Raw genomic sequence first — 22,431 nt, 5'->3', positions numbered from 1 at the left:
GGTGAGGGCGATATGCGGCGGTTAGCCGATCTGGTGGTGCGGTGGCCCTGGGTGGTGATCGGGGTCTGGGTGGCGATGGCCGTCGCCCTGCCGCTGTCGTTTCCCTCCCTCGGCGAGATGGCCCAGAAGCATCCGCTCGCGATCCTGCCCAGCGATGCGCCGTCGAGCGTGGCCGCGCAGAAGATGGCGGAGGCGTTCCAGCAGTCCGAATCGGACAACCTGCTCGTCGTCGCGTTCATCAACGAGACGGGGCTCGAGCCCGCCGACGAGGTGACCTACCGCGAGGTCGTCGACGCGCTGCGCGACGACCCCGCCGACGTCGTGTCGGTGCAGGACTTCGTCAGCACGCCGCAGCTGCGCCAGTTCCTGACGAGCGAGGACAAGACGACCTGGGTCCTGCCGGTCAGCCTCCAGGGTGAGCTGGGCACACCGCGGGCCTTCGACTCGTTCAACCGGGTGTCCGACGTCGTCGAACACAAGCTCCCCGACGGCGACACGCTCGACGTGTACCTGACCGGCCCCGCGGCCACCGTCGCCGACCTCACCGTCGCCGGTGAGCAGGACCGGCTGCCCATCGAGATCGCGATCGCCGTCCTGGTCCTCGGGGTGCTGCTGCTCGTCTACCGCAGCGTGGTGACGATGCTGCTGCCGTTGGTGACGATCGGATCGTCGCTGATGATCGCGCAGGGCGTGGTGGCCGCCTACTCGCACCTGACCGGCTCGGGGGTGTCGAACCAGTCGATGGTGTTCCTCAGCGCGATCATGGCCGGCGCCGGAACGGACTACGCGGTCTTCCTGATCAGCCGCTATCACGACTATCTGCGGTCAGGTTCCGGCTTCGATGAGGCGGTCAGGTCGGCGATGATCTCGATCGGCAAGGTGATCACCGCGTCCGCGGTCACCGTCGGCCTCACCTTCCTCGTCATGAACTTCGCCCAGATGGGGGTGTTCAAGACGATCGGGGTGTCCGCGGCGATCGGCATCGGTGTCGCCTACCTGGCCGGGATGACGCTGCTGCCGGCGATCCTGGTGCTCGCCGGGCCGCGCGGTTGGGTGAAACCGCGGCGGGAACTGACCTCCCGGTTCTGGCGACGCTCGGGAATCCGCATCGTCCGCAGGCCGGTGCCGCATCTGATCGCCAGCGTGCTGGTGTTGCTGCTGCTGGGCGGCGCCGCGGGCTTCGCGCGATTCAACTACGACGATCGTGAGGTCGTCGCCGACTCGGCGCCGAGTTCGATCGGGTACGCCGCACTGGAACGTCATTTCCCGATCAGTCAGTCCATCCCGCAGTACATCCTCGTGCAGTCGCCACGCGACCTGCGCACCCCACAGGCGCTGGCGGACCTGGAGCAGATGGCCTCGCGGATCGCACAGTTGCCCGACGTATCCCTGGTCAGCGGCGTCACCAGACCGCTGGGAGAGGTGCCGCCGGAGTTCCGCGCCACGTTCCAGGCGGGCATCGTCGGTGACCGGCTGGCCGCCGGTTCCGCCCAGATCGACCGGCGCACCGGTGACCTCGACGAACTGGCGGCCGGGGCGACGACACTGGCCGACACCCTCGGCGACGTGCGCGCACAGGTGAACGAGGTCGCCCCGAGCCTGCAGACGCTGCTGGACGCGGTCACGCAGGTGCGTGTCGAGTACGGCGGCGACCGGTTGGTGCGCGACGTCGACACCGCCGCAAAGCTGGTCAAGAGCGTCAACGAACTGGGCCTGTCCATGGGCGTCAACTTCGCCGCCGTCAGGGACATGTTCGGCTGGATCGGCCCGGTCCTGATGGCGTTGAACGGCAACGCGGTCTGCGACGCGAATCCGTCCTGCGTCAACACCCGCATGCAGTTCGAGAAGCTGATGGACGCGCGTGAGGACGGCCGGCTGGAGCGGATCAACACCCTCGCCGGAGAACTGGAGGGTCTCGACGACAGGCAGTCGCTGAACTCGACGGTCAAGACGCTGAACGCGGCGATGACGAACATCGTCAAGGCCGTCGACGACCTCGGCCTGGATTCGCCGGCCGAGGCGCAGAAGGGTCTGCGAGACGTCCGGCAGGGCGCCGACCGACTGGCCAGCGGAAGCCGGCAGGTGGCCGGCGGCGTCGATGAACTCGTCGAGCAGATCAAGGTGATGGCCGACGGTCTCGACCAGGCGTCGACGTTCCTGTTGACGATGCGCAAGGACGCGGCGGGCTCGTCGATGGCCGGGTTCAACATCCCCGCCGAGGTGCTCAGGGCGGTCGAATTCCAGAAGGCTGCCGAAACCTTCATCTCGCCGGACGGCCATTCGGCGCGGTATCTCGTGCAGACCAGCCTCAACCCGTTCAGCCCCGAGGCCATGGATCAGGTCAACACGATCAACGACGTCGCCCGGGGTGCCCAACCGAACACCACACTGGCCGACGCCTCGATCTCGATGGGCGGCTTCCCCGCCTCGCTGCGCGACACCCGCGACTACTACGAGCGCGACATCCGCTTCATCATCATCGTGACCCTCATCGTGGTCCTGTTGACGTTGGCGGTGCTGCTGCGTTCGCTCATCGCCCCGCTCTATCTCGTCGGTTCGGTGGTGCTGTCGTATTTCGCGGCGATCGGCATCGGGGTCCTGACATTCCAGGTGCTGCTCGGCCAGGAGTTGCACTGGAGCGTGCCGCCGTTGGCGTTCGTGGTGCTCGTGGCGGTCGGCGCCGACTACAACATGCTGTTCGTCTCGCGATTGCGGGACGAATCGCCGCACAGTGTGCGCTACGGCGTCATCCGCACGCTGGGCTCGACCGGCGGGGTGATCACCGCGGCCGGTCTGATCTTCGCGGCCTCGATGGCCGGTCTGTTGTTCGCCAGCATCGGCATCGTCGTACAGGGCGGTTTCGTGATCGGGGTGGGAATCCTGTTGGACACCTTCGTCGTACGCACCATCACGGTGCCCGCCATCGCCGCACTCGTCGGGCGCGCGAACTGGTGGCCGTCGCGAGTCACCGCATCGCCTGGCGCCGAGCGGATCGGTGCGCACCCGTGATGACACCGACGTCCGAGTCGTCGATGCTGTCGATGCTGCACGGGCGGGCCAGCCTGCGCCCCGACGACATCGCCTTCACCTTCACCCACTACGACCGCGACCCGGCGGGCGTCCCGGAGACGCTGACGTGGGCACAGCTGGCCCGCCGGACGATGAGCGTGGCACGCGAGATCCGCCAGTACGGGTCGTTCGGCGATCGGGCGGTGATCCTCGCGCCCCAGGGGTTGGAATACGTCCTGGCGTTCCTGGGCGCCATGCAGGCCGGGCTCGTGGCGGTCCCGCTCCCGCTGCCGCACCGGGGCTCGGGTCATGACCGGGTGAGCGCGGTGCTCACCGACACGAAACCGGCCGTCGTCTTCACGACGTCGTCGACCGCGGGCGACGTCGGCGATTTCGTCGATGCGTCACCGTTGGACACCGTGCCGAAGATCGTCGAGATCGATGCGCTGAACCTGGACGCCGAGGGCGAGATCCGCCTCGATCCGGCCGGCCTCCCCGCCACGGCGTATCTGCAGTACAGCTCCGGTTCCACCCGGCTGCCGACCGGGGCCATGATCTCGCACCGCAACCTGCAGGCGAACTACGAGCAGGTGATGCGCACCTTCTTCGCCGGCGATGGACCCTCGAGCACCACCACGTTCGTATCGTGGTTGCCCTTCTATCACGACATGGGTCTGGTGCTGGGCATCTGCGTACCGATCCTCAGCGGCCATCCCGCCGCGTTGACCAGTCCGGTCGCCTTCCTGGAAAGGCCGGCCAGGTGGATACGAGCGCTGGCCGAGAACCCGCACGCCTTCTCGGCGGCGCCCAACTTCGCCTTCGACCTGGCCGCCCGCAAGACCAGCGACAGTGACCTCGCCGGTCTCGACCTCGGCGGGGTGCGGGGAATCATCAACGGCGCCGAGCGGGTCGAGCCGGCCACCCTGGAACGCTTCGCGGATCGGTTCGCCCACTTCGACTTCCACGACCACATGCTGCGTCCGTCATACGGCCTGGCCGAGGCGACGGTCTTCGTGGCATCGGGCACGTGGAGCGAGACGTCACCGGCCGCACACTTCGATGCCGACGAGCTGGGCGCCGGCCGCGTGGTGCCGTGCGCACCCGGGAAGGGCACGGCGCTCGTCAAGTACGACGTGCCGCAGTCACCGGTGGTGCGGATCGTCGACACCGACACCCACCGGCAGTGCCCCGATGACGTGGTGGGGGAGATCTGGGTGCACGGAGACAACGTCGCGGCCGGCTACTGGAGCAGGCCGCCGGAGGATCAGCGGTGCTTCGGCGCCACACTCGTCGACCCGTCGCCCGGCACACCGGGCGGGACGTGGCTTCGAACCGGCGACCTCGGGTTCATCCACGAGGGCGAGCTGTTCATCGTCGGCCGCATCAAGGACCTGCTCATCATCCGCGGCCGCAACCACCATCCCGAGGACATCGAGGCGACGGTGCAGGAGATCACCCGCGGTCGGGTCGCGGCGGTATCGGTCCCGGTGAACAGCACCGAAAGCCTCGTCACCGTCATCGAACTCAAGGAGCCGCCCGTCCTCGACGAGGATGCGGTAAGCCGCTTCGGTGAGCTCAAGAGTGACGTCACCGCCGCGATCTCCAACGCGCACGGCATCAGCGTCGGTGACGTCGTGCTGGTGGCATCCGGGTCGATTCCCACCACGACGAGCGGCAAGATCCGGCGCACCGCCTCCGCGGAGTTGTATCGGAAGGACGGGTTCGCCCGGCTCGACGGCGGGAAGGGGCAGCATGGGCACCTGGCGGGGTAATGTCGGGCCCGGTGCGGCCGAGCAGGGCGGGAAGGTGCGCGAAACGATTATGAGACGGCTTCTCGCATTCGGTTCTGCGCTGACGATCATCGGCGCCGCAGGCGGTTTCGGCTTCGGCAGCGCGTCGGCCGACGAGCCACCGGTCCCGCCGCCGCCCGCCCCGGCCGACGGTCCGCCGCCGCTGGGCACACCGGGTAGGGCCTACGCCCTCGGCGGTGCGCACGTGCTGGGCATCCCCTACGACGAATACATCATGCGCACCGGCTCGGACTGGTTCCCGGGTCTGGACCGGCAGATCGTCGACTACCCGGCCGGGCAGGTCCAGGGGCACACTCTCGAGCGGCTGTTCCCCGGTATCGGCCGGTTGGACGACTCCTTCCCCGGACTGGGCATCGACGGTCCCAGCGTCGGTGAGTCGGTCGACGTCGGCACACCGAACGTCATCAACGCCGTCCGGGAGGGTGGTCGCGGTACCGCGATCGGCCTGTCCGAGGGTGCGATGGTGCTCAACGACGTGCAGGCGAAGCTGGCCTACGACCCGGCCGCCCCGCCCCCGGACGAGTTGAGCTTCGCGATGTACGGCGACCCGGTGGCCCGGCACGCCTTCGGCGAGAGCTTCCTGACCCAGAACTTCCCCGTCGGCAGCGTCGTGCCGTCGCTCGACTACCGGATCCCGGCGCCGGTGGAGAGCCAGTACGACACCTACCACTTCGTCTCCGCGTACGACAGCATCGCCGACTGGCCGGACCGGCCGGACAACTGGATCTCCGTCGCCAATGCGATCGTGGGCCTGGCGACCGGTCACACCGCGGTCGCCTTCACCGAACCGAGCATGGTGCCGGAGCGCAACATCCGGACCACCGTCAACTCCCGCGGCGCGAAGACCACCACGTTCATGATCCCCGAGGAGCACCTCCCGCTGGTGCTGCCGTTCAAGTACCTCGGGGTGCCCAAGGACACGCTGATGGAACTCGACTCGGTGCTCAAGCCGTACGTGGACGCGGGCTACTCCCGCAACGACGATCCGCTGACCGCCCCGATCACCGTGGACCCGGTGAACGGCTACGACCCCGCGGAGGTCACCGCGCCGGCGACGCAGGCCGCCTTCGGCGGCGCCGCCGATCCGGTGTCGCAGCTGTTGTCGGGACTCCAGTACGTCCTGAACAACCAGCCGACCCGGTGATTTCGGCGTGCTTGGTCGCGGTGAGCGCGACTGCGCACGCCGAAATCGCTACAGACCCGCGAAGCCGACGCCGAGCAGCACGCAGCCGATCACGGCCAGCAGGGCGCCGACCCCGCGCCGGCCCTGCGCGCGTAACCACTCGTACAGCGCCGACAGCGCCGCGCGGGTGCGCTCCGGGGCCACCAGGTAGCACAGCAACGGGATCTCGACCAGCGCGAACGCCACCACGTTGAACACCATCAGCGCGCCGAGTTGGACGGTGGTCGCGGCACCGGACGCGACGATGAGCGCCAGCGCGGCGAGGTAGTCGACCGACGGCAGCGCGATGCCGAGGCCGGCGATCCCCGCCGTCCACAGCGAGCGCCCGTCGAGCAGCCGCCGCGTGCGCGTCGCGAGCGGTCCGAACCTCGTGTCCGCCAGGCTCACGGCGTCACGGCCGCGGCCCCACACGCCGGTGGCCACCAGCGCGGCGTTGACGAGCACCACGGCGCCGACCGCGATCTGCACCACCGGCAGGGTGAAGTGAGCGGAGTCCAGCGCCGGCCGCAGCACGAACAGCACGATCACGCCCACGGTCAGGCCCATCGCGAAACCACCGGCGAGCAGAGCGAGCAACTGCCGCCGCGGCTGCGGGCGGTTGATCATCAGAACCGTCATCCCGACCCGGAACGGCTCCAGGCTGACCGCGACGGCCATCACCAGGAGCGGGATCCACATGATGAGCGTCAGGCTACCGCCCCGGGGGCGCCGCGCCGGTTTCCGCTCACCGGGACTCAGACCATGGCTCCTCGCCGACGCCCGTGTGAAGATGGACGGCGATGAGCGCAATCGATCTGAACCCGGCCACGCTGCGCGAGGCCTTCGGTCACTTCCCGACCGGTGTCATCGCGATCGCGGCGGAGGTCGACGGCATTCGCGTCGGCCTGGCCGCGAGCACCTTCGTCCCGGTGTCCCTCGACCCACCGCTGGTGTCGTTCTGCGTCCAGAACACCTCGACGACGTGGCCGAAACTCAAGGATCTGCCCCGCCTGGGCATCAGCGTGCTGGGCGAATCGCACGACGCGGCCGCGCGCACGCTGGCGGCCAAGGCCGGTGACCGGTTCGCCGGGCTGGAGACGACGTCGACCGACGAAGGTGCGGTGTTCATCCACGGCACCAGCGTGTGGTTGGACAGTTCGGTGCACGACCTCGTCGAGGCGGGCGATCACACCATCGTCATCCTGCGCGTCGAGGACATCACCGTCCACCCCGACGTCGCACCGATCGTGTTCCACCGCAGCACCTTCCGCCGTCTCGGCGGGTGACGCGACGGGGTCTAGGGGCGCTGGGCGAGTTCCTCGCGATAACCCTGGATCCGCCGCTCGATCTCGGCGGCATCGCTGGGCCGGCCCTCCTTGCGGGCCAGGTCGGCGCGCGTGGACAACTCCCGGATCGCCGTTCGGATGTCGTTGAGGCTGTGCGTGTGACTGAGGGTCATCAGGCTGCCTTTCGTCGTTGATTGGCTGCTTGGTACCGAGGCTACCCGAGCGTGACGTGGATCACTTCCGCCTGAACAGCTTGTTGCCCAGCCAGACGACCGGGTCGTACTTGCGGTCGGCAACGCGCTCCTTCATCGGGATCAGCGCGTTGTCGGTGATCTTGATGTGTTCGGGGCAGACCTCGGTGCAGCACTTGGTGATGTTGCAGTAGCCGAGGCCGTGCACCTCCTGGGAGTCCTCGGCGCGACGGGCGTGCACGTCGAGCGGATGCATGTCCAGTTCGGCCATCCGCATCAGGTAGCGGGGCCCGGCGAACTCCTTCTTGTTCTCCTCGTGGTCGCGCACCACGTGGCAGGTGTTCTGGCACAGGAAGCACTCGATGCACTTGCGGAACTCCTGCGAGCGGTTCACGTCCTCCTGCGCCATCCGGTACTCACCGGGTTGCAGATCCTTGGGCGGGGTGAACGACGGGATCTCGCGGGCCTTCTCGTAGTTGAACGACACGTCGGTGACGAGGTCGCGGATCACCGGGAACGCCCGCAGCGGCGTCACCGTGACCGTCTCGCTCTCGCCGAACGTCGACATCCGGGTCATGCACAGAAGACGCGGCCGCCCGTTGATCTCCGCCGAACACGATCCGCACTTCCCGGCCTTGCAGTTCCAGCGCACCGCGAGGTCACCGGTCTGCGTCTGCTGCAGGCGGTGGATGATGTCGAGGACAACCTCACCCTCGTTGACCTCGACGGTGTAGTCCTGCAGTGCGCCGCCCTCGTCGTCGCCGCGCCACACCCGCATCTTCGCCTGGTAGCTCATGAGCCCCTCCTTGCCGGGTGGTTGGCGAGTTCCTCGTCGGTGTAGTACTTCTGGAGTTCTTCGATGTCCAGTAGCTCGAGCAGGTCGTCGCGCATCGGCACCTGGTCCTCGCGGGTGACGGTGACGCTCGGGACGACGACGTCGTCCCCCTGGGCCCGGCACACCAGCAGCGTTCTGCGCCACTCCGCTTCCATCGACGGGTAGTCGTCGCGGGTGTGGCCGCCGCGGCTCTCGGTGCGTTCCAGCGCCGCCTTGGCCACGCACTCGCTGACCAGCAGCATGTTGCGCAGGTCGATCGCGAGGTGCCAGCCGGGGTTGAAGTGCCGGTTACCCTCGACCTTCATGCGCTTGAACCGATCGCGCAGTTCGTCGAGTTTGCCCTGGGCCTCGATGATCTCGTCGGCCTTGCGGATGATCCCGACCAGCTCGTTCATCGTGTCCTGCAGGTCGAGCTGCATGGTGTAGGGGTTCTCCGGTTGACCGTCGCTCGGCCCGTCGAATGGGGCGAGCGCCAGTTTGCGCGCCGCCTCGACGGCCTCCTCCGACACCGTCGGCCGGTTGCCGAGAGCGCGTACGTAGTCCGAGGCGCCCAGTCCGGCGCGGCGGCCGAAGACCAGCAGGTCCGACAGCGAGTTGCCGCCCAACCGGTTCGACCCGTGCATACCGCCGGCGCACTCGCCGGCGGCGAACAGGCCCGGCGTCTTGGCGGCGCCGGTGTCCGGGTCGACCTCGATGCCACCCATCACGTAGTGGCAGGTGGGCCCGACCTCCATCTCGTCGGTGGTGATGTCGACCTCGGCGAGCTCCATGAACTGGTGGTACATCGACGGCAGCCGCCGCTTGATCTCCTCGGAGCTCATGCGCGACGCGATGTCGAGGTAGACGCCGCCGTGCGGGGTGCCGCGACCTTCCTTCACCTCGGTGTTGATCGCGCGGGCCACCTCGTCGCGGGGCAGCAGGTCGGGGGTTCGGCGCGCGGAGTCGTTGTCCTTGAGCCACTGGTCGGCCTCGTCCTCGGACTCGGCGTACTGGCCCTTGAACACGTCGGGGATGTAGTCGAACATGAACCGCTTGCCGTCGGAGTTCTTCAGCACACCGCCGTCACCGCGCACACCCTCGGTGACGAGGATGCCCTTCACGCTGGGCGGCCACACCATGCCGGTGGGATGGAACTGGATGAACTCCATGTTGATCAGGGTCGCGCCGGCCCGCAGCGCCAGCGCGTGTCCGTCGCCGGTGTACTCCCACGAGTTCGAGGTGACCTTGTAGGACTTGCCGATTCCGCCCGTGGCGAGCACGACCGCGGGTGCGTCGAAGAGGATGAAGCTGCCGCTCTCCCGCCAGTAGCCGAAGGCTCCCGCGATCCGATCCCCGTCTTTGATCAGATCGGTGACGGTGCACTCGGCGAACACCCGGATGCGGGCCTCGTAGTCGCCGAGTTCCTCCTTGTCCTCCTGCTGCAGCGAGACGATCTTCTGCTGCATGGTGCGGATGATCTCCAGGCCGGTGCGGTCACCGACGTGGGCCAGCCGCGGATAGGTGTGACCGCCGAAGTTGCGCTGGCTGATCCGGCCGTCCTTGGTGCGGTCGAACAGCGCGCCGTAGGTCTCCAGTTCCCACACCCGGTCGGGCGCCTCCTTGGCGTGCAACTCGGCCATCCGCCAGTTGTTGAGGAATTTGCCGCCACGCATGGTGTCGCCGAAGTGGACCTGCCAGTTGTCCTTCGGGTTCGTATTGCCCATCGATGCGGCGCAGCCGCCCTCGGCCATCACCGTGTGCGCCTTGCCGAACAGCGATTTGCACACCACGGCGACCTTCAGGCCGCGTTCGCGTGCTTCGATCACTGCTCGCAGACCCGCGCCGCCGGCACCGATGACCACCACGTCGTACTGGTGTCTCTCGATACCGCTGGAGTCGCCGGGTCGGGGGTCGCTCGCCGCCATCAAACCTCACTCGTCGTTTCGTGCGTGTGTGAAATCACTACTCAGCCAATGAATCTCAGGTCGGAGATGGTGCCGCTGGCGACCAGCATGACGTAGAAGTCGGTCAGCACCAGGGTGCCCAGCGTGATCCACGCGAACTGCATGTGCCTGGTGTTGAGCTTGCTGATCTGAGTCCACATCCAGTACCGGACCGGGTGTTTGGAGAAGTGCTTGAGGCGGCCGCCGGTGACGTGCCGGCAGGAGTGGCAGGAGATCGTGTAGGTCCACAACAGCACCACGTTGACGACGAGGATGACGTTGCCGAGTCCGAAGCCGAATCCGCTGGGGGAGTGGAACGCCAGGATCGCGTCCCAGGTGTTGATCAGCGAGATGAGCACGGCGACGTAGAAGAAGTAGCGGTGCAGGTTCTGCATGATGAGCGGCAGCTTGGTCTCACCGGTGTAGGTCGAATGCGGTTCGGCCACAGCGCATCCCGGGGGCGACTGCCACACCGAGCGGTAGTAGGCCTTGCGGTAGTAGTAACAGGTCAGCCGGAACAGCAGCAGGAACGGCAGCGAGAACGCCGCGTACGGAAGCCACCAGACGTCGGGCAGAATCTGGCCGAAGTGGCTGGCCTCCGGGATGCAGCCCTTGCTGACACACGGTGAGTAGAACGGCGTCAGGTAGTGGTAGTCGGCCACCCAGTAGGCGCTGCCCCAGAACGCCCGGATCGTCGCGTAGACGACGAACGCGGCCAGGCCGAGGTTGGTCAACAGCGACGGCACCCACCAACGGTCGGTGCGCAACGTCCGCTGCGGGATCTTGGCGCGGCCGGCGGAGTAGACGCCGGTGCCCTCGCGGTCTGCGGTCGGTGCGCTCACGGTTGCCTTTCGGGTATCGGTGGGGCGGGCATGCGGTAACCCGCGGTCGGCGCTGTCACGCCGGTGGTGGTGCGGGCGGCGGGCCGCCCGCGACCGCTCAGTGGGTGCCGCCGAGGCCCTCGTCGTCGACACCGCGCCAGAATTCGGTGTCGTACTGGGTGTCGGGGATCGGGATCTTCTCGCCGACGTGGCGATGTCTGCTCAACCCGCGGCCGAGTTCGAGTTCCTCGGCATCGATGTCGAGACGGTCGATGTCGTTGAGGATGCGTTCGGCATCGTTGACGATGCGGCGCATCGCCGGGGAGTCGCCGTACTGGGACGCCAGCGCGGTGACGCAGCGTCGCAGGCCGCCGATGAGTTCGTGCAGTTCGGCGAAACCGGTCGTGGTGGACAAGTGACCTCCTTGGGCTGAAGGGTGTCGTGAATCACAGTACGCAACCGATGCTAGCCACATCACTCACTTAAGAGTGAGACAGATCACGTCTGAGGCGGCAGGATGGGCCCGTGCCCAACCACGATCTGAAGCAGCTCGCCGACGCCCTGCTCGCCCTGCACCAGCCCGGAAATCCCGTGGTCCTGCCCACCGTCTGGGATGCCTGGTCGGCCAACCTCGCCGTCGGCGCGGGGTTTGCCGCGCTCACGGTCGGCAGCCACCCGGTCGCCGATTCGGTCGGGCGCGCCGACAACGAGGGGATGACGTTCGACGAATTGCTCACCCGCGTCGCGCAGATCACCGATGCCGTCGACGTACCGGTGTCGGTAGACATCGAATCGGGGTACGGCGAGGCGCCGACCCGGCTGATCGAGGGGCTGCTGGGCGTCGGCGCCGTCGGGCTCAACATCGAGGACACCGTGCACGGTGAGGGTGGCCGGCTGCGGTCGGCCGGTGAACACGCCGAACTGGTCGGGGCGCTGCGGGCGGCCGCCGACGACGCCGGGGTTCACGTGGTGGTCAACGCCCGCACCGACCTGTTCCTGCGCAAGGACGGTGACGACGCCGACCGGGTGGACCGGGCGGTGGCGCGGCTGAAGGAGGCCGCCGAGGCGGGCGCCGACGTGCTCTACCCGGTCGGGCGCCACGATCCGGACACGCAACGCCGCCTGACCTCCGAGCTGCCGTTGCCGGTCAACGCGATCGGCATACCCGATCAGGACGATCCGGCGTCGTTCGGACCCCTCGGCGTCGCGCGCATCAGCTTCGGCCCGTTCCTCCAGGCGGCGCTGGCCACCCGGGCGAACGAACTACTCGCCCGCTGGAAGTAGCGGCGCCGCCGTCGCCAGACAGCAGTCAGGGTCGTGAACCACGAGGATTCACGACCCTGACCTCATTCTCGGCGCCCAGAGGGTCGCGCCGAGGGGCTACTTGTTCTCGATCGCGATGCGCTGCGGCTGGGCCCCGGCATAGGCGCCGGCCACCCGGACGGTCAGCACACCGGCGTCATAGGACGCCGAGATGGCATCGCCGGTGACGTGCTGCGGAAGCCGGAACGAGCGCCGGAACGAGCCGTACCGCATCTCGCGCAGCGTCCGGCCGTCCTTTTCCTCGCTGCGCTCGTCGCGCCGCTCGCCGTGGATGACGAGCTGACCGTTGTCGACCTCCACGGTGACGTCCTTGTCGACGTCCACGCCGGGCAGTTCCACCCGTACGGTCGCGTCGTCACCGTCTCGGGCGATCTCGGCGGCCGGGCTGAAACCCGGGGCCGCGGTACCGCTGAACCCGTCGTTGGCTGCGGCCGGACCGAAGAAATCACGGACCCACCGATCCAGATCCCACGCGGGTCGCACCCGCAAGGCCACGTTGCTCATGTGCTGCTCTCCTCGTCTGGTGGAGACCGACCCTGCGCCGGTCCTCTGCCCAATAGAACTTGAGTCGACCGCGCTCATGTTCCGCTGTGGTGTTCGCCTGGGGCGAAACAGCGGCGGCGGTCTCACAACCGCTCGCGAAGCGACGTGAGCACACCGTGATGGGGCCTTCACACGAGGCGACATCGCGGCAATATCCGATTCCTAGCCTTGCGCCCATGTCGACCAGCATTTCCAACGGACCAGCGAGAAACGTCGTGGTCGTCGGCCACGGCATGGTCGGGCACCGGTTCGTCGAAGCGCTGCGCGCGCGCGACGACGCGGGCGCCTGGCGGATCACCGTGCTCGCCGAGGAGACCGACGCCGCCTATGACCGAGTCGGTCTGACCGGCTACACCGAGCACTGGGACCGTGCCCTGCTGGCGCTGGCCGGCAACGACTACGCCGGCGACGACCTGGTCGACCTGCGACTGGGACAGCGGGTCACGTCGATCGACCGCGCCGCGCGCACGGTGAAGACCGCCGACGGGACCGCGTTCGCCTACGATGCGCTGGTGCTGGCCACCGGGTCGTACGCCTTCGTGCCGCCGGTGCCGGGACGTGACCTGCCCGCCTGTCACGTCTACCGCACGTTCGACGACCTCGACGCGATCCGCGCCGACGCGGCACGGGCCCGCGAGACGAGCCGCGCACCGGTGGGTGTCGTCATCGGTGGCGGTCTGCTGGGTCTGGAAGCCGCGAACGCGCTGCGCTGGTTCGGGCTGACCGCCCACGTCGTGGAGCGGTCGCCGCGGCTGATGTCACAGCAGCTCGACGACGCCGGGGGTGCGTTGTTGAGCCGGATGATCGCCGACCTGGGCATCGAGGTCCACCTCGACGTCAGCACCGACGCGATCACACCGGCGCAGCGCAACCGGCCCCTGCGGCGTTCCGAGGAGGACGACTCGCTTCGCGTGATCCTGGGCGACGGGTCGTTCATCGACGCGGGCGTCGTGGTCTTCGCGGCCGGGGTCCGCCCGCGCGACGAACTCGCCCGCGACGCCGGGCTCGCGATCGCCGAACGTGGTGGTGTGCTCACCGACCTCGGTTGCGCGACAAGCGATCCCAGCATCTACGCGGTCGGTGAGGTGGCCGCCATCGAGGGCCGCTGCTACGGGCTGGTGGGTCCGGGCTACACCAGCGCGGAGGTGGTGGCCGACCGGCTGCTCGGCGGTGCCGCGGAGTTCCCCGAGGCCGACATGTCGACCAAGCTCAAACTGCTCGGCGTCGACGTGGCCAGTTTCGGGGATGCGATGGGACGCACCCCGGACTGCCTCGAGGTGGTCGTCAACGACGCGGTCAACCAGACCTACGCCAAGCTGGTGCTCTCCGACGACGCCAAGACGCTGCTCGGCGGGGTGCTGGTGGGGGACGCCTCGGCGTACGGCGTGCTGCGGCCGATGGTCGGCGAACAACTGCCGGGCGACCCGATGGCGCTGATCGCGCCCGCCGGTTCCGGTGGAGCCGAAGGTGGGCTCGGTGTCGGCGCACTGCCCGCGGCAGCGCAGATCTGCTCGTGCAACAACGTCACCAAGGGTGATGTCACCGACGCGATCGCCGGCGGATGCTGCGACGTGCCGGGCCTCAAGGCGTGCACCAAGGCGGGCACGTCGTGTGGATCGTGTGTCCCGCTGCTCAAACAACTGCTCGAAGCGGAGGGGGTCGAGCAGTCGAAGGCGTTGTGCGAGCACTTCTCTCACTCACGCGCCGAACTCTTCGAGATCGTGTCGGCGACGGAGATCCGCACGTTCTCCGGACTGCTCGAGCGCTTCGGCACCGGAAAGGGTTGCGACATCTGCAAACCCACCGTCGCCTCGATCCTTGCCTCGACCAGTTCCGAGCACATCCTCGACGGCGAGCAGGCCGCGCTGCAGGACTCCAACGACCACTTCCTGGCCAACATCCAACGCAACGGCAGCTATTCGGTGGTGCCACGCGTGCCGGGTGGTGACATCACTCCCGAGCAGTTGATCCTGATCGGCGAGATCGCCCGCGACTTCGACCTCTACACCAAGATCACCGGCGGCCAGCGCATCGACCTGTTCGGCGCCCGCGTCGAGCAGCTCCCGGAGATCTGGCGCCGGCTCGTCGAGGGCGGGATGGAATCGGGCCACGCCTACGGCAAGGCGCTGCGCACCGTGAAGAGCTGCGTCGGCAGCGACTGGTGCCGCTACGGCCAACAGGATTCGGTGCAGATGGCGATCAACCTGGAACTGCGCTACCGAGGGCTGCGGGCACCGCACAAGATCAAGATGGGCGTGTCCGGCTGCGCCCGCGAATGCGCCGAGGCGCGCGGTAAGGACGTCGGCGTCATCGCCACCGAGCACGGCTGGAACCTGTACGTCGGCGGCAACGGCGGGATGACCCCCAAACACGCCCAGCTGCTCGCCGGTGACCTCGACGACGAGACGCTGATCCGCTACATCGACCGGTTCCTGATGTTCTACATCCGCACCGCGGACCGCCTTCAGCGCACCGCGCCGTGGGTCGAACAGCTCGGACTGGACCACCTGCGCGAGGTCGTCTGCGACGACTCCCTGGGCCTGGCAAGCGAATTCGAGGCGGCCATGGCCCGCCACGTCGAGGGCTACTCCTGCGAGTGGAAGGGCGTGCTCGAAGACCCGGACAAGCTCTCCCGGTTCGTGTCCTTCGTCAACGCGCCCGATGTGCCCGACCCGACCGTCACCTTCACCGAGAACGCCGGCCGCAAGGTGCCGGTGCCCATCGGGATGCCATCCATCCGACCGCTTCAGGAGACACCGTGACCCTGCTCGACGACCGCAACGAGCTCAACGGGCCGCCGGATACGCGTTGGACGGTGGCCTGCCGCTACGACTACCTCATCCCGTGCCGCGGCGTCGGGGTGCTCTTGCCCGACGGTGCCCAGGCGGCGCTGTTCCGTCTCGACGACGGGAGCCTGCACGCGATCGGCAACATCGACCCCTTCTCCGGGGCGGCGGTGATGTCGCGCGGTATCACCGGCGACCGGGGCGGGCGGGCCATCGTGCAGTCCCCGATCAAGAAGCAGGCCTTCGCCTTCGACGACGGCAGCTGCCTCGACGACCCGTCGGTGTCGCTGCCGGTGTACCGGACGCGGCGGACCGCCGACGGGATCGTCGAGATCGAGGGCTAGCGCTCAGGCGGCGCGCCGGTACTCCACCGGGCCGCGGTGGGTGAGGGCCCGCACCGGTTGCCAGCGGAACACGCCCGCACCCTGCGCATAGGACAGGTGGCCGCCGAGCGCACCGCCGACACTGATGGCGCCCAGGCCGAGCAGGCTGTACACCCGCGCTGTGCGCACCTTCTCCTTGCGGTAGGCCCGGTAGGCCAGACCGAAGAGCGTCACCCCGACGGCGTTGGACACCGCGTGCACCAGGCCGACCCGCTGCTGACGTTTGTTGAGCAGCACGTAGTCCGCCCACCCGGCCAGCACCGTGGGCGGTGTCGCGACCAGTCCCACGCCGACGAGTCGGCGCGCGGTCGCGACATCTTTGAACACGACGTCGAAGACGACCGACGTCATCCACGTGCCGATCGGCAACGTGACCAACAGCGGGTGGACGGGGTGGCCGAGCCAGGAGCCCCGCAGGACGTGGCCCAGCCGGGCACCGTCGACCACTTGACTCGCGATGCGGGCGCTGGCGTGGGCCGGTGCGTCCAGCGACTTCACCTCTTCGACTCCGGCGAGGATGCGATGGATGTTCATGCTCGTCGAGATACCCCGTCAGGACGCGCCGAACCGGCGTTTGACGTGGCGCTATCCGGGTACCATCGGACGATGACGGCGGGTGTCGAGCGCCTGGACGAGGTGCTCGAGCACTGCCTGCGCCACTCGACGCGACGGGCACAGGCAGACCTGACCGGTGTGTTGGCGGGGCTCACGGCGCTGGCGGTGTCCCACCTCCCCGGGGTCGACCACGCGAGTGTGACGCTGATGGCCGATGATGACGACATCCGGTGTCTGGCGGCCACGGACGGCCACCCTCTGGTTCTCGACAACGTCCAGCGTGGTTGCGGGCAGGGTCCCTGTCTCGACGCCGCGACCGAGCATCGCGTGGTCCGCGCCGACGATCTGACCGATGAATCCCGATGGCCGGCCTTCACCGCCAAGTCGGTGGACGCCACGCCGGTGCGCGCGATCCTGGCGTTGCCGGTGTTCCGGGACGGTCGCTCGTCGGCGACCCTCAACCTGTACGCCGACCGTCCGCGGGGGCTGGACGCCCGCACCGAGTCCGCCGGCGCGATCGTCGCCTCGCACGTCGCCGAGGCGATGACGGCGGCGTACCGTACCCGCAGCCACGGCCGGTCACCGCGGTCGACCGTCATCAACCAGGCCAAGACGCTGCTGATGCGGGACTTCGATGTGGACGTGGCCCAGGCCTACGCGCTGCTGGTGAAACTGGCCAAACAGCAGAACGATTCGATCGAGGCGGTCGCCCGGCAGGTGGTGGCCGCCGACGGTCCGTCCGGCCGCAACTGACCGTTACGCCGCGATCGGGATCCGCGCCCGCCGGAACCGGCTCGCGATCAGCCGCACCAGTCCCGGGTGGGTGCCCAGCGGGGCGGTGACGATGTCGGCGCCGCTGGCCCGCAGCCGGTCCTGGAACAGGCCGTCGGCCAACAGGTACGACGCCACCACGACCCGCCGGGCGCCGCTGCGGCGCGCCGCGGCGACCGCCTCGTCGACGCGGGGTCGGCCCGTGGCGGCGAACGCCAGGTCGACCCGGGCACCGGTGACCGCCGACAGCGACGCTGCGGTGGTGTGCAGATCGCGCAGCGCCAGCGGGTCCGAGGTGCCCGCCGCGGCGAGGATGACGGAATCGCCAGGCGCCCAGCCGGATTCGATGAGCCGGTCGCCCACCACCCGTACCAGCTGCGCGTCAGGGCCCAGTGCGTCGGCGACCGTCACATCCGGGTGGCCGCTGGCCGCCACATGCGCCGGGATATCGCTGCGCACGTGGTAGCCCCTGGACAGGAACGCGGGTACCAGGACGGCCGGGCGATCGGGTAGCGCGGACAGTACGTCGGACGGGGTCGGGCCCAGCACGTCGACGAAGGCGACGCCGACCGGCGATCCGAGGGTGGCGGCGACCCGGTCGGCGATGTCACCGATCAGCGCCACACCGCTGGACTTGCGGGTGCCGTGCGCGACCAGGATCCGGTTGGCCGGGGCGCTCACAGGGCCTCCGCCAGATCGTCGTCGACGGTGAGCCGGTATCCGCGTTTGACGACCGTGGACACGATCTGCTTGTCGCCCAACGCGGTTCGCAGCCGCAGCACCGCGGTCTCGACAGCGTGGGTGTCGGTGCCGCTGCCGGGCAATGCGCCAAGCAGGTCGGTGCGCGACACCACCGCGCCGGGCCGGTGCGCGAGTGCGCGGATGGTGGCCATCCCGGCCGGGGACAGCGATTTGACCACACCGTCCACGAGTACGCAGGTACCGCGGATCTCGAGCAGGTGTCCGGCCACCCGAACGGTGCGGGCCTGCAACAGTGGAAGTTCGTCGGTGATGTGGCGGGCCAGCGCACCCAACCGCATGCGCTCCGGCGCCGACGTCGGAACCCCGAGCCGGACCAGGGGACGCGCGGTGACCGGGCCGACGCACATCGCGTGCACGTTGGTCCGCAGGGCCGTCAGCACCCGGTCGGCGACACCCATCTCGGTGGCCCGCATGAGCACCGACGCCACAGCCGGTGCGGAGGTGAAGCTGACGGCATCGAACTTCTCCTCGGCGATACCCGCCACCAACTGGTCGAAGTCGCCGTCGCGGGGTGCCGGACGCCAGCGGTACACCCGGATCGGCACCACGTCGGCGCCTGCGGCCCGCAGTTCGTCGAGGAATTCGGGGAAGGGATCCCAGTCGTCGGTGGCGCCGTGCAACTGGACGGCGATGCGCTTGCCGGCGATGCCGCCGTCGAGCAGATAGCGCAGCACCTCCCGGGACGACTCCGAATCCGGTGACCACTCCTCGGGCAGGCCGGCGGCCCGGAGCGCGCCGGTCGCCTTGGGTCCGCGGGAGACGATGCGGGCCCCCGCCAGGGCCGCGGTGAGTTCGGCGGCGACGCCCCAGCCGTCGGCGGCGGCGATCCAGCCGCGCAGCCCGATCCCGGTGGTCGCGATCACGATGTCAGGCGGTGCGTCGATCAGTGCCTGGGTATGGGCCCGCAGTTCGTCGTCGTCGGGTAGCGGCACCATCGCGATCGCGGCCGCGCTGGTGACGGTGGCGCCGCGGCGGCGCAGCAGTGCGCTCAGCTCCTCGGCGCGTCGGGCGGAGGTCACCGCCACCCGGAATCCGGTGAGCGGTGCCCAGTCAGGCTCACTCATGTGTTCTGTGTATGCAGGTCGTGTTTCGCATCTGTTTCCGGCCTATTGCCGGGCGATTGCCATAGCCGTCGGTGTGGACAGGTCGGTGTGGACAGGACGACGCCGTTGTCGTCCTGTCCACGGATCCGGTGGTCACGTACGCGCCAGGTCCGGCCGCGACGCGCGGTCGACCGATGCGTCGCCGCTCGGGCGGCGCACGTACATGACCCAGGTGACCGCGGAGGCCACCACGTAGAACACTGCGAAGATCCAGAACGCGGTGGTGGCCGACCCGCTCGAGAGGTAGGACTGCCGCAGCGCGAGGTTGATGCCCACCCCGCCGAGCGCACCGATGGCGCCGGCGAACCCGATCAGCGCCCCGGACATCGCGCGCGACCAGGCCACCCGCTGCTCCTCGCCGGCGTCCAGCGAGCGGCTGCGCGCCTCGAAGATCGACGGGATCATCTTGTACACCGACCCGTTGCCGATGCCGGACAGCAGGAACAGGGCGATGAAGCCGACGACGTAGCCGATCATCGTGGCGGCGGTCGCCGCACCCGGGCTGCCGTCGTCGAGGGTGCTGACGGTGACCAGCACTCCGGCCGCGAGGATCATGCCGGCGAACACGGCGAGGGTGACACGGCCACCGCCGATGCGGTCGGCCAGTCTGCCGCCGTACACCCGTGACAACGAGCCGAGCAGCGGGCCGACGAACGCGATCTGCGCGGCGTGCAGCGACGCCTCGGCGGGACTCTGCCCGCGGGCGGCGAAGTTGATCTGCAGCACCTGACCGAATGCGAACGCGAACCCGATGAACGAGCCGAACGTGCCGATGTAGAGCAGCGAGATCACCCACGTATCCCGTTCCCGCAGAATGTCTTTCATCGCGGTGAAGTCGATCTTGTGCTGTTCGAGGTTGTCCATGTACAGCGCCGCGCCGATACCGGCGACGGCCAGTGCCACCAGGTAGACCGCGCACACCCAGTACGGCTGCCGGTTACCCGCGGTGGCGATGACGAGCAGCCCGACCAGCTGGATCATCGGCACCCCGATGTTGCCGCCGCCGGCGTTGAGGCCCAGTGCCCACCCCTTGAGTCGCTGCGGGTAGAAGGCATTGATGTTGGTCATCGAGGAGGCGAAGTTGCCGCCACCGAAGCCGGCCAGCGCCGCACACAGCAGGTACGGCCACAGCGGCAGACCGGGATTGGCGAGCAACACCATGGTGCCGAGGGTCGGGATCAGCAGCACGAATGCCGAGAACACCGTCCAGTTGCGCCCGCCGAACCTCGCGGTGGCCAGCGTGTAGGGGATTCGCAGGCAGGCCCCGACGAGGGTCGCGGTGGCACCGAGCAGGAACTTGTCGCCCGCGGAGAATCCGTAGACGGCCTCGGGCATGAACAACACCATGACCGACCAGATGGACCACACGGAGAAGCCGATGTGCTCGGCGGCTACCGACCAGATCAGGTTGCGGCGGGCGATGTACTTGTTACCGGCTTCCCAGGCGATCGTGTCCTCGGGATCCCAGTCGGTGATGCGGTGCGACATGGCGGCAACGGTAGGAAGTGTTCGTTACCCCAAAGCTGCAGGCGATGACCCCGCCGTGAAATTCCGCTCACCACTGCGGGCGAAGCGGTGTGAGATCACCAGACGTCGCCGTGGCGCCAGTCGCAGGTCAATTCGGCGGTGGTGTCGAGGTCGGTGCTCCCGAGTGCCGAGCCGACCGGGTAGACGAACACCGACCCGTCGTCTTCGGGGGTGCTGATGCGCCCGCCGGGGGACAGCACCGACGTCGGCCCCCGCCACGGTACCCAGCCGCGGGCCCGGTACATCGGCCGGGCCATCGTCGAGGTCGCGAGTGCGCCGAGTTGGTAGGCGCCGCGCAGCACCTGTTCGCACGCGTCCATCACGGCGCTGCCCAGTCCCTGCCCGCGACAGTCTTCACGCACCGCCACGGCTTCGATGTAGCCGCAGCGCAGCGCCGCGTCACGGTAGAGAAGTCGGCGCTGCACCACCGCGGCGTGGGCGATCAGCACGCCGTGGCTGCAGATCAGCGCATGCATACCGCCGAGGGCGTGTTCCCAGTCGTCGTCGGTGAAGTCACCGCGAAAAGCCTCGCTGACCATCCGACGGGCGCCTTCGCGGGTCTCGTTGTCGAGGTCGGCGGTGTGTACCAGCCGCGCGGTGTGGATCACCCCGTGACCGCGAACCTCACTGGAAAGTTGCGGCAGCACACCATCGTTGTACCAGCGCGGCGTTCCCGCCACAACGCCGGCACCGATCAGGTGATCGACCAGAATTCGAGTAGCGTCCGGATCGTCGCCACCAGCGGAAGCGGTTGGTCCAGCATCGGATGGTGCCCCGCCTCCGCGAGTTCCACGAACGGTCCGCGCAACTGCAGGATGGAGCGGATCTGTTCGGCCATCGCCGGCGGGACGATCCCGTTCTCGCACCGCAGATATCCCACCCGGCACGGGAGTCGGGTGAAGGTCTCCTCGACGATCTCGTGTTCGGCCGCGGTCTGCTCGAGCAGGTCACCACCGAAGATCTCGGGGTCGAACTTCCACACCCACCCGTTGTCGGTGTGGCGTACCGACTGCCTGGCGATGGGGTCGGCGATGTAGGACAGTGTCACCTCTTGGGCGGGAACCGCCTTGAAGCGCGCGAGGATCTCCGCCTCGGTGCGATATCCCGGACTGTCGCGCCTCCGGTTGCGCAGCCGGTTCTCCTCGGGAGCGCGATCCCGCAGGGGCGAATCGATGATCAGCACGCTGTCGATCTGTGCCCCGTACCGGGTGGCCGCGGCGGCGGTCACCCAGCCACCCATGCTGTGGCCGACGATGGTCGGCCGCGCCGACGATCCCGAGACGCTCGCGGATGCGAGTACCTCGCGCGCCCAGGCGGCCACCGCGTAGCTCTGGCGTGTTCCGCTGTCACCGTGGCCGCTCAGGTCGGGGGCGACGACGGTGTGGGTGCGGGTGAAGAACGGCGCGATGTGATCCCACCATCCGGAGTGGGCGCCACCACCGTGCACGAACACCAGCGGCGGGTTGCCGGGCTCACCCCACGCGCGCACCCGGATCGGGCAGCCTTCGACCTCGATCGTGTGGTGTCGCGGCCGCTGCCCCACGGCCGCGGCGAACCAGGCCGGCGCAGCCGCCGGCGGAGGTGTGGCCGAGGACCCTCCGCGGCGGAACAGCCGATTCACCTGGCTATTCTGCAACAGCT

21 protein-coding genes are annotated in these 22,431 nt (G+C 68.7%); 8 read left to right on the top strand and 13 right to left on the bottom strand.

The window, feature by feature from the left end; all coding sequences use genetic code 11:
- The first annotated feature begins 12 nt into the window (after window positions 1-12).
- The 3 genes from G6N49_RS22150 to pe are packed head-to-tail and all read left to right on the top strand — an operon-like array spanning window position 13 to window position 5,964.
- Window positions 13-3,009 (top strand): MMPL/RND family transporter, encoded by a 2,997-nt coding sequence (locus G6N49_RS22150; protein WP_064916452.1) that lies wholly within the window; start codon window positions 13-15, stop codon window positions 3,007-3,009.
- A complete protein-coding gene (locus G6N49_RS22145; protein ID WP_011854306.1) occupies window positions 3,009-4,781 on the top strand; it encodes an AMP-binding protein in 1,773 nt (590 codons plus the stop codon). Before G6N49_RS22150 ends, G6N49_RS22145 begins: the two co-directional genes overlap by 1 nt.
- Window positions 4,782-4,830: 49 nt before the next feature.
- A complete protein-coding gene (pe, locus tag G6N49_RS22140) occupies window positions 4,831-5,964 on the top strand; it encodes an acyltransferase PE (protein WP_064916455.1) in 1,134 nt (377 codons plus the stop codon).
- 48 nt (window positions 5,965-6,012) lie between these two features.
- On the opposite strand, the gene G6N49_RS22135 is transcribed toward pe, so the two are convergent.
- Window positions 6,013-6,681: a GAP family protein gene (locus tag G6N49_RS22135; RefSeq protein WP_011557676.1), complete on the bottom strand. Its 669-nt coding sequence runs from the start codon at window positions 6,679-6,681 to the stop codon at window positions 6,013-6,015.
- Window positions 6,682-6,782: 101 nt separating this feature from the next.
- Between G6N49_RS22135 and G6N49_RS22130 the strand changes: the two genes are divergently transcribed.
- Window positions 6,783-7,268: a flavin reductase family protein gene (locus G6N49_RS22130; protein WP_011854308.1), complete on the top strand. Its 486-nt coding sequence runs from the start codon at window positions 6,783-6,785 to the stop codon at window positions 7,266-7,268.
- A gap of 11 nt (window positions 7,269-7,279) precedes the next feature.
- Here the strand turns inward: G6N49_RS22130 and G6N49_RS29230 are convergent, their stop codons facing one another.
- The 5 genes from G6N49_RS29230 to G6N49_RS22110 form a co-directional block, all read right to left on the bottom strand.
- Window positions 7,280-7,441 (bottom strand): hypothetical protein, encoded by a 162-nt coding sequence (locus G6N49_RS29230; protein ID WP_011854309.1) that lies wholly within the window; start codon window positions 7,439-7,441, stop codon window positions 7,280-7,282.
- Window positions 7,442-7,502: 61 nt separating this feature from the next.
- Window positions 7,503-8,255, bottom strand: a complete 753-nt coding sequence (locus tag G6N49_RS22125; protein WP_011557679.1) for a succinate dehydrogenase/fumarate reductase iron-sulfur subunit — start codon at window positions 8,253-8,255, stop codon at window positions 7,503-7,505.
- Window positions 8,252-10,198: a fumarate reductase/succinate dehydrogenase flavoprotein subunit gene (locus tag G6N49_RS22120; RefSeq protein ID WP_011854310.1), complete on the bottom strand. Its 1,947-nt coding sequence runs from the start codon at window positions 10,196-10,198 to the stop codon at window positions 8,252-8,254. The genes G6N49_RS22125 and G6N49_RS22120 overlap by 4 nt, the downstream gene beginning before the upstream one ends.
- A gap of 41 nt (window positions 10,199-10,239) precedes the next feature.
- Window positions 10,240-11,058 (bottom strand): succinate dehydrogenase subunit SdhC, encoded by an 819-nt coding sequence (locus G6N49_RS22115; protein WP_011557681.1) that lies wholly within the window; start codon window positions 11,056-11,058, stop codon window positions 10,240-10,242.
- Window positions 11,059-11,155: 97 nt separating this feature from the next.
- Entirely contained in the window at window positions 11,156-11,452 is a 297-nt protein-coding gene (locus G6N49_RS22110) for an Rv0250c family protein (RefSeq protein WP_083044538.1), read from the bottom strand.
- A gap of 110 nt (window positions 11,453-11,562) precedes the next feature.
- Here G6N49_RS22110 and G6N49_RS22105 point away from each other — a divergent pair, with 110 nt between their 5' ends.
- Window positions 11,563-12,321, top strand: a complete 759-nt coding sequence (locus tag G6N49_RS22105; RefSeq protein ID WP_011557683.1) for an isocitrate lyase/PEP mutase family protein — start codon at window positions 11,563-11,565, stop codon at window positions 12,319-12,321.
- A 96-nt stretch (window positions 12,322-12,417) separates the two neighbouring features.
- On the opposite strand, the gene G6N49_RS22100 is transcribed toward G6N49_RS22105, so the two are convergent.
- Complete coding sequence (locus G6N49_RS22100) at window positions 12,418-12,864, bottom strand: Hsp20/alpha crystallin family protein (RefSeq protein ID WP_011854311.1); 447 nt, start codon at window positions 12,862-12,864, stop codon at window positions 12,418-12,420.
- A gap of 215 nt (window positions 12,865-13,079) precedes the next feature.
- On the opposite strand from G6N49_RS22100, the gene nirB reads away from it, so the two are divergent.
- Window positions 13,080-15,665 carry a nitrite reductase large subunit NirB gene (gene nirB / locus G6N49_RS22095; RefSeq protein ID WP_083044539.1) on the top strand — a complete coding sequence of 862 codons (2,586 nt, stop codon included), beginning with the start codon at window positions 13,080-13,082 and terminating at the stop codon, window positions 15,663-15,665.
- Complete coding sequence (nirD, locus tag G6N49_RS22090) at window positions 15,662-16,033, top strand: nitrite reductase small subunit NirD (RefSeq protein ID WP_011854313.1); 372 nt, start codon at window positions 15,662-15,664, stop codon at window positions 16,031-16,033. Before nirB ends, nirD begins: the two co-directional genes overlap by 4 nt.
- Window positions 16,034-16,036: 3 nt before the next feature.
- On the opposite strand, the gene G6N49_RS22085 is transcribed toward nirD, so the two are convergent.
- Window positions 16,037-16,606: a DUF2231 domain-containing protein gene (locus tag G6N49_RS22085; RefSeq protein WP_011854314.1), complete on the bottom strand. Its 570-nt coding sequence runs from the start codon at window positions 16,604-16,606 to the stop codon at window positions 16,037-16,039.
- Window positions 16,607-16,678: 72 nt separating this feature from the next.
- On the opposite strand from G6N49_RS22085, the gene G6N49_RS22080 reads away from it, so the two are divergent.
- Window positions 16,679-17,380, top strand: a complete 702-nt coding sequence (locus G6N49_RS22080; protein WP_083044540.1) for a GAF and ANTAR domain-containing protein — start codon at window positions 16,679-16,681, stop codon at window positions 17,378-17,380.
- A 3-nt stretch (window positions 17,381-17,383) separates the two neighbouring features.
- Here G6N49_RS22080 and G6N49_RS22075 read toward each other — a convergent pair whose 3' ends face one another.
- The 5 genes from G6N49_RS22075 to G6N49_RS22055 form a co-directional block, all read right to left on the bottom strand.
- Complete coding sequence (locus G6N49_RS22075) at window positions 17,384-18,079, bottom strand: sirohydrochlorin chelatase (protein ID WP_011557689.1); 696 nt, start codon at window positions 18,077-18,079, stop codon at window positions 17,384-17,386.
- The gene (locus G6N49_RS22070) at window positions 18,076-19,224 is read right to left on the bottom strand and encodes a uroporphyrinogen-III synthase (protein WP_011854317.1); all 1,149 of its coding nucleotides are present in this window, start codon (window positions 19,222-19,224) and stop codon (window positions 18,076-18,078) included. Before G6N49_RS22070 ends, G6N49_RS22075 begins: the two co-directional genes overlap by 4 nt.
- 132 nt (window positions 19,225-19,356) lie before the next feature.
- Entirely contained in the window at window positions 19,357-20,751 is a 1,395-nt protein-coding gene (locus G6N49_RS22065) for a nitrate/nitrite transporter (RefSeq protein ID WP_011557691.1), read from the bottom strand.
- Between the two features lie 95 nt (window positions 20,752-20,846).
- Complete coding sequence (locus tag G6N49_RS22060; RefSeq protein ID WP_049771873.1) at window positions 20,847-21,437, bottom strand: GNAT family N-acetyltransferase; 591 nt, start codon at window positions 21,435-21,437, stop codon at window positions 20,847-20,849.
- A 47-nt stretch (window positions 21,438-21,484) separates the two neighbouring features.
- Entirely contained in the window at window positions 21,485-22,411 is a 927-nt protein-coding gene (locus tag G6N49_RS22055; protein WP_235679564.1) for an alpha/beta fold hydrolase, read from the bottom strand.
- Window positions 22,412-22,431: the final 20 nt, after the last annotated feature.

Source organism: Mycolicibacterium monacense, from assembly GCF_010731575.1.
Classification (GTDB): Bacteria; Actinomycetota; Actinomycetes; order Mycobacteriales; family Mycobacteriaceae; genus Mycobacterium; species Mycobacterium monacense.
The sequence above is the reverse complement of the archived record's forward strand: the minus strand, read 5'-3'. Positions and strand labels throughout refer to the sequence as shown.

Excerpts from the sequence above, each read along its gene's own strand:
- G6N49_RS22150 (WP_064916452.1), top strand. The coding sequence starts at position 13 with ATGCGGCGGTTAGCCGATCTGGTGGTGCGGTGGCCCTGGGTGGTGATC.
- G6N49_RS22145 (WP_011854306.1), top strand. The coding sequence starts at position 3,009 with ATGACACCGACGTCCGAGTCGTCGATGCTGTCGATGCTGCACGGGCGG.
- pe (WP_064916455.1), top strand. The coding sequence starts at position 4,831 with ATGAGACGGCTTCTCGCATTCGGTTCTGCGCTGACGATCATCGGCGCC.
- G6N49_RS22135 (WP_011557676.1), bottom strand. The coding sequence starts at position 6,681 with ATGTGGATCCCGCTCCTGGTGATGGCCGTCGCGGTCAGCCTGGAGCCG.
- G6N49_RS22130 (WP_011854308.1), top strand. The coding sequence starts at position 6,783 with ATGAGCGCAATCGATCTGAACCCGGCCACGCTGCGCGAGGCCTTCGGT.
- G6N49_RS29230 (WP_011854309.1), bottom strand. The coding sequence starts at position 7,441 with ATGACCCTCAGTCACACGCACAGCCTCAACGACATCCGAACGGCGATC.
- G6N49_RS22125 (WP_011557679.1), bottom strand. The coding sequence starts at position 8,255 with ATGAGCTACCAGGCGAAGATGCGGGTGTGGCGCGGCGACGACGAGGGC.
- G6N49_RS22120 (WP_011854310.1), bottom strand. The coding sequence starts at position 10,198 with ATGGCGGCGAGCGACCCCCGACCCGGCGACTCCAGCGGTATCGAGAGA.
- G6N49_RS22100 (WP_011854311.1), bottom strand. The coding sequence starts at position 12,864 with ATGAGCAACGTGGCCTTGCGGGTGCGACCCGCGTGGGATCTGGATCGG.
- nirB (WP_083044539.1), top strand. The coding sequence starts at position 13,080 with ATGTCGACCAGCATTTCCAACGGACCAGCGAGAAACGTCGTGGTCGTC.
- G6N49_RS22085 (WP_011854314.1), bottom strand. The coding sequence starts at position 16,606 with ATGAACATCCATCGCATCCTCGCCGGAGTCGAAGAGGTGAAGTCGCTG.
- G6N49_RS22080 (WP_083044540.1), top strand. The coding sequence starts at position 16,679 with ATGACGGCGGGTGTCGAGCGCCTGGACGAGGTGCTCGAGCACTGCCTG.
- G6N49_RS22070 (WP_011854317.1), bottom strand. The coding sequence starts at position 19,224 with ATGAGTGAGCCTGACTGGGCACCGCTCACCGGATTCCGGGTGGCGGTG.
- G6N49_RS22065 (WP_011557691.1), bottom strand. The coding sequence starts at position 20,751 with ATGTCGCACCGCATCACCGACTGGGATCCCGAGGACACGATCGCCTGG.